The sequence below is a fragment of the Thermoactinomyces sp. CICC 10523 genome, from assembly GCF_016055105.1.
GTDB classification, from domain to species: Bacteria; Bacillota; Bacilli; order Thermoactinomycetales; family Thermoactinomycetaceae; genus Thermoactinomyces_A; species Thermoactinomyces_A daqus.
On sequence record NZ_JAECVX010000030.1, the window covers coordinates 1 to 5,386 of the forward strand.

The 5,386-nt window shown below is 49.6% G+C and carries 4 protein-coding genes and 1 rRNA gene; all 5 read right to left on the bottom strand.

Annotated elements, in window-relative coordinates:
* Positions 1-348: 348 nt before the first annotated feature.
* Positions 349-2,013: a glycerol-3-phosphate dehydrogenase/oxidase gene (locus tag I8U19_RS16970; protein WP_033102325.1), complete on the bottom strand. Its 1,665-nt coding sequence runs from the start codon at positions 2,011-2,013 to the stop codon at positions 349-351.
* 109 nt (positions 2,014-2,122) lie between these two features.
* Entirely contained in the window at positions 2,123-3,622 is a 1,500-nt protein-coding gene (glpK, locus tag I8U19_RS16975; protein ID WP_198056610.1) for a glycerol kinase GlpK, read from the bottom strand.
* Between the two features lie 17 nt (positions 3,623-3,639).
* A complete protein-coding gene (locus tag I8U19_RS16980; RefSeq protein ID WP_198056611.1) occupies positions 3,640-4,353 on the bottom strand; it encodes an MIP/aquaporin family protein in 714 nt (237 codons plus the stop codon).
* Between the two features lie 214 nt (positions 4,354-4,567).
* Entirely contained in the window at positions 4,568-5,119 is a 552-nt protein-coding gene (locus I8U19_RS16985; RefSeq protein ID WP_033102322.1) for a glycerol-3-phosphate responsive antiterminator, read from the bottom strand.
* A gap of 183 nt (positions 5,120-5,302) precedes the next feature.
* Positions 5,303-5,386, bottom strand: a 16S ribosomal RNA gene (locus I8U19_RS16990); the annotation flags it as partial.

The window sequence follows — 5,386 nt, forward strand, 5'->3', positions numbered from 1 at the left end:
GCTTAACCTGCTACGGTTTCTCTCCCGGTGATGCAACTTGACGAATGACCATTTCGTCATTTGCCTTATTCCATATCTTATTTTCAAGGTGCGTTCTCTTCGTTGCGCCGGTCATTGCGGCGACAAGAAATAATATATCACGGGTAACATCATATTGCAACCCTTTTTTTATATTTTTTTCTCCGCAAAGAAAATTCATCCCAAACGGAAATCAATCCTAAATCGGAAAACCTTGCAAAGCCGGGCAGTTTAACATTCCCGCACCGATTCCCCGAAGTAAAATCACATTTTCCACCAAAAAAAAGCAACGCCCGATGGAGTACGAAACCCCACCGATGGCGCTGCCTGTCAAGAGTTTACCGTTTCAGTGGCTATGATGATCGCCTCTTCCAACTCGTCTGCATAAGTCTCCATTTGCGATTGACTCCATCCCAATTTCTCTTTCATCAAAGTTAACACGGGTTCTTTCCACTCTTTCACCCAATTGATATCAAAGAACATGCTGCCTGTACGGCGAATGAAATAATCCACCGGCTTGGCAACCGATTCCTGCTCGATCCCGTACATGACCGTGGCATAAACCGCCGGCAAAAGCCCAAAATGCTGCGCTTCTTGCCGCCCTCTCCCGACCCAGGCAAAAACTTCATCTACATTGGAACCATACAGCTTCACCAGACGCAGTGATTCTTCCGATGTGAGGCCGATGTCGATTCCCTGTTGCTGTTTTTGTGCCAAAAAAGTGCGCCACCCTTGCGAACCGCCCACTTCCCCTCCGGATATGGCAATCCGCTCCGTCTGGCATCCCGGGTAGGATTTGCCTGTCTCTTTTTTTAACTCTTTGGCGATCAAATCAACCACTTTTTCCGCCATCTTGCGGTATCCGGTCAGTTTTCCGCCGGCAATGGTGATCAATCCTGTCGCTGAACGGAAGATTTCGTCCTTTCTCGAGATTTCCGAAGGGGATTTTCCCTCTTCATGGATGAGCGGGCGAATTCCTGCCCAGAACGCTTCAACATCCCCTTTGGTCAACTGGATTTCCGGAAACATGTGATTCACGGCCCGAATGAGATAATCGCGGTCTTCCTCGGTCACACGCGGGTTAACCAGATCATTGTGATAATCGGTATCCGTCGTTCCGATATAGGTTTTGCCGTCACGCGGAATGGCAAACACCATGCGCTGATCCGGAGTATCAAAATAAACCGCCTGCCTCAGCGGGAATCGTTTCTGATCGACAACGAGATGGACACCTTTGGTCCAGTGAATGGTTTTCCCTTTCTTCGATCCGTCCATTTCCCGCAGTTCGTCAACCCAGGGACCGGTCGCATTCACGATTTTTTTTGCTTTCAGCCGGAAAGTTTCATCAGTCAGCAGATCCCGGACCAGAACGCCCGTCAGTTTCCCGCCTTCATAGCACAGCTCTTCCGCTTTCATGTAGTTAAATGCCTTCGCTCCGAGGCTGACCGCTTTTTTCAGCACTTCCAGGGTCAGACGGGCGTCATCCGTCCGGTACTCGACGTAGTACCCCGCTCCTTTTAAATCCTCTTTGCGCAAAAGCGGCTCCATTTGAAGCGCTTCTTCTTTGGACAACATCCTGCGTCGTTCACTCTTTTTTACCCCTGCCAGAAAATCATATACCTTTAACCCGACTGATGTGGCAAATTTGCCAAGCGACCCGCCGGGAATAATCGGGAGCAGCATCCATTCCGGGGTCGTCACATGCGGTCCGTTTTCATAAACAATTGCCCGCTCTTTGCCGACCTCGGCCACCAGACCGACTTCGAGCTGTTTTAAATAGCGAAGTCCTCCATGTACGAGCTTGGTTGAACGGCTGGAAGTGCCGGCAGCAAAGTCCTGCATCTCAATGACAACCGTTTCGATTCCCCGGGACTGGGCATCCAAAGCAATCCCCGCCCCGGTGATTCCTCCTCCGATGACAAGCAGATCCAGTTGTTTTCCTGCCAATTCCGTTTGCAAACGACTGCGTTCTTTCACCGTAAAAGGTATCGCCATTTTGGTTCTCCTCCTTTTGATAAAAAGAAAAACCACATAAACCCTATGTGCGAACACATAAGGTCATGTGGTTTTCTCCTGTTCTCCGCCAACTATTAACTTGTATGGATTAATCGAGTTTAAATGCTCGCGTAGCTTCTACTGCCTTTACCCAACCATTATACAATTTATTGCGAGAATTGTCATCCATTTTCACATTAAAGGTGCGGTCAATCGCCCAATGATCCGCGATCTCCTGTTTATTGTTCCAAAATCCAACCGCCAATCCTGCCAAATATGCTGCTCCCAACGCCGTTGTTTCCAGGACAATCGGCCGTTCAACCGGTACACCGAGAACATCGCTCTGGAATTGCATTAAAAATCCATTGGCAGTGGCTCCGCCGTCAACGCGCAGTTTTTTCAGGCGAATCCCGGAATCGGCCTCCATTGCAGTCAATACATCTTTGGTCTGGTATGCCAGTGATTCCAATGTGGCCCGGATGAAATGTTCCTTGGAAGTGCCGCGGGTCAAACCGAATACGGCACCGCGCGCATCGGAATCCCAATACGGGGTTCCCAGACCCACAAAAGCGGGAACCACATACACTCCGTTTGTCGAAACCACCTTAACCGCTAAGTCCTCCGATTCCGCCGCTGTTTGAATCAGTTGCAACCCGTCACGAAGCCACTGGACAGCCGAACCAGCGATAAAAATGCTTCCCTCCAGGGCATATTCCACTTTTCCGTCGATCCCCCAAGCAATGGTGGTCAATAATCCATGCTTGGAGCGAACCGCCTTGCTGCCCGTGTTCATCAACATAAAACAACCGGTTCCGTAAGTGTTTTTCGCCATCCCCTGCTCAAAACAGGCCTGCCCGAACAGCGCCGCCTGCTGATCGCCGGCAATTCCGGAAATCGGCACCTCTTTCCCGAAAAATACATCGGGATGGGTCACGGTATAAACTTCCGAGGAAGAACGGACTTCCGGCAACATGGCGGCAGGGACAGTCAAAATCTCCAATAACGCGTCATCCCACTTCAGGTCATGGATATTATACATCAGGGTGCGCGAAGCATTGGTATAATCCGTTATATGGGCTTTTCCCCCGGAGAGTTTCCAGACAAGCCAGCTGTCAATAGTTCCAAACAACAGATCCCCTTTTTCCGCTTTTGCCCGCGCACCGTCCACCTGGTCCAAAATCCATTTCACTTTGGTACCGGAAAAATATGCGTCGATCAAAAGACCCGTTTTGTCCCGGAATACCTCCTGATAACCCTCTTCCATCAGTTCAGCGCAAATCCCGGCCGTTTGGCGTGATTGCCACACAATCGCATGGTAGACCGGTTCCCCCGTATGCCGGTCCCAGACAACGGCGGTTTCCCGCTGATTGGTGATCCCGATCGCTGCGATCTCGTCTGCATGAGCTCCGGCTTTTTGCAAGACCTCTGCGATGACTTGACGAACCGAATCCCAGATCTCCACCGCATCATGTTCCACCCAGCCCGGTTGCGGAAAATACTGAGTAAATTCTTTTTGCGCCATTTCTTTGATCCGGCCTTGGCGATCAAACAAAATCGCTCTGGAACTGGTTGTTCCCTGATCAATGGCAAGTACGTATTTCTTTTTCATTCCTGTTCACCTCTCCTTTATTGGAACAACACGACAAAGCTCAATGCCGCAATCAACGCACCGACAACCGGCCCGACAACCGGAATCCAGGCATATCCCCAATCAGAGTGCCCTTTTCCGGCAATCGGCAGGAGAGCATGAGCCAATCGCGGTCCAAGATCACGCGCAGGATTTATTGCATATCCCGTCGTTCCGCCGAGTGACATCCCAATCGAGACAATCAGGAATCCAACCACCAGCGTCTGCAAGCCGTCGGCAAACACAATTCCCTTGGCTCCGAAGCCCAATAAGGCAAAGACCAATACAAATGTGCCGATCACTTCGGACAGGAAATTGAAAAACGGGCTGCGGATGGCCGGACTAGTGCAGAAAACATTCCGTTTCGCCTCGGCATCATCCGTGACCTTCCAATGTGGATAATAGAAAAGCCAAACAAGCACGGCCCCCAAAAAGGCACCGATCATCTGGGCCACGATCATTCCGCCCACCTCAGACCAGGGGAGTTTCCCGGCCATGGCAAACCCGATCGTAACCGCAGGGTTGAGATACGCACCGCTGACATGGCCGACCAGATAAGCGGGAACCATCACCGCCAATCCCCACCCTAATGTAATGACAACCCAACCTGCGTTTTGCGCCTTGGACCGGTTTAAGACAACCCCGGCCACAACGCCATCCCCCAATAAGATCAAGATCATTGTCCCGATTAATTCAGCTGCAAAATGAGACATATCCATCCTCCCCTGGCGTTTTATTACTCGTAATACTCAGAAAAATAGTTCATAAATAAAAAGAATCACTAAAATTCCTCTTTTCCTTCCGCGGTAGAAAAGAAGGTTTAGTGACTCTCCAAAACTCATGTCTGTTATTAACTTGGTCGGGTTCAAGGGTGTGTAAGCGTTCACAATTCCATTTTAAAATATGAACATACATTTTTCAATACTTTTATTTATATTCCCATAGATTTTGGCTTGATGTCGTCACTGCTTCCGCCCCCGCTTCCAATGCTTCTCTCACCTCTTGTCTCGTTCGGATCAACCCTCCAGCCAAAATGGGAATCCCGGTATTTTCCCTTACCTCCCTGATGATATGGGGAATCACCCCGGGCAATACCTCGATATAATCGGGCTGCGATGTTTTCAACAGCCGATAGCTGGTTTCCAGGGCGTGGGTATCCAGAAGAAACACGCGCTGAATGGCGATTAACGACTTTTTCTTTGCCACTTGGACTACCGGTGTGCGCGTGGAAATCAGACCGGCGGGTTTTATCACCTGGCACAGGAACTCGGCGGCATATTCATCGCTTTTCAACCCCTGGATCAAATCGACATGCAACAAAACCTGTTTTTGATATCGGTTTGCCAATTTCATCAGCGATGGCAGCTGGGCTACATGGGAATCCAGTAAAATAATGGTTTGAAACCGGCTGTTCATCATTTTCTCAAAATCTTTAATACTCTTTGCCGCCGGCAAGATCTTTTGCTTTCCCAAACGCATTCAGTTTCCCTCCTGCTCAGATCAAATCCCTTTTCTTGGTGATTCCATCATACCATGAAATAAGAAAAACCCCCTCAGCCAACCAGGCAAAAAGGGGGGTTAAAGTGTTCCCTGAAAACTAAAGAGTGAGTAAGGCATGACCCGAGAAGTATCGGTTCATTTGCTCTATGAAGAGCTCCTTAGAAAGGAGGTGATCCATCCCCACCTTCCGGTAGGGATACCTTGTTACGACTTCACCCCAATCATCTGCCCCACCTTCGGCGGCTG

What these genes read in the sequence shown, in the direction of transcription:
- I8U19_RS16970 (WP_033102325.1), bottom strand. Translation starts at nt 2,013, where the DNA reads ATGGCGATACCTTTTACGGTGAAAGAACGCAGTCGTTTGCAAACGGAA.
- glpK (WP_198056610.1), bottom strand. Translation starts at nt 3,622, where the DNA reads ATGAAAAAGAAATACGTACTTGCCATTGATCAGGGAACAACCAGTTCC.
- I8U19_RS16980 (WP_198056611.1), bottom strand. Translation starts at nt 4,353, where the DNA reads ATGTCTCATTTTGCAGCTGAATTAATCGGGACAATGATCTTGATCTTA.
- I8U19_RS16985 (WP_033102322.1), bottom strand. Translation starts at nt 5,119, where the DNA reads ATGCGTTTGGGAAAGCAAAAGATCTTGCCGGCGGCAAAGAGTATTAAA.